The following is a 281-nucleotide window of genomic DNA, read 5'->3' as shown; positions in this document are numbered from 1 at the left end:
ATACCAGGACGGTGCCAGCGGCGACACGCCCATCATTACCGTCACGACAATCGGTGTCAGGCCGCCAAAAATGGCGTAGGAGAGATTGTAAGAAAAAGAGATTCCGCTAAAACGAACTTCCGCCGGAAAGGCCCGAACCATAACATATGGAACGGCCCCGACTACGCCGACGCACAACCCAACCAGACCGTAGAGCAACACTAACTGTTCCGGATGCATACCCACCAGATGGTAGAACGCCCAACTGGTACCTGCCAGCAACAATGAACCGACAATCAGCG

The 281-nt window shown here is 54.4% G+C and carries 1 pseudogene; it reads right to left on the bottom strand.

Going from position 1 to position 281, the window contains the following annotated elements:
• Window positions 1-281 (bottom strand): annotated as a pseudogene (locus GYRE_RS14350) (MFS transporter); the annotation flags it as partial.

This window comes from Yokenella regensburgei ATCC 49455, assembly GCF_000735455.1.
In the GTDB taxonomy this organism is placed as follows: domain Bacteria; phylum Pseudomonadota; class Gammaproteobacteria; order Enterobacterales; family Enterobacteriaceae; genus Yokenella; species Yokenella regensburgei.
This window is presented reverse-complemented; position numbering and strand designations above follow the sequence as displayed.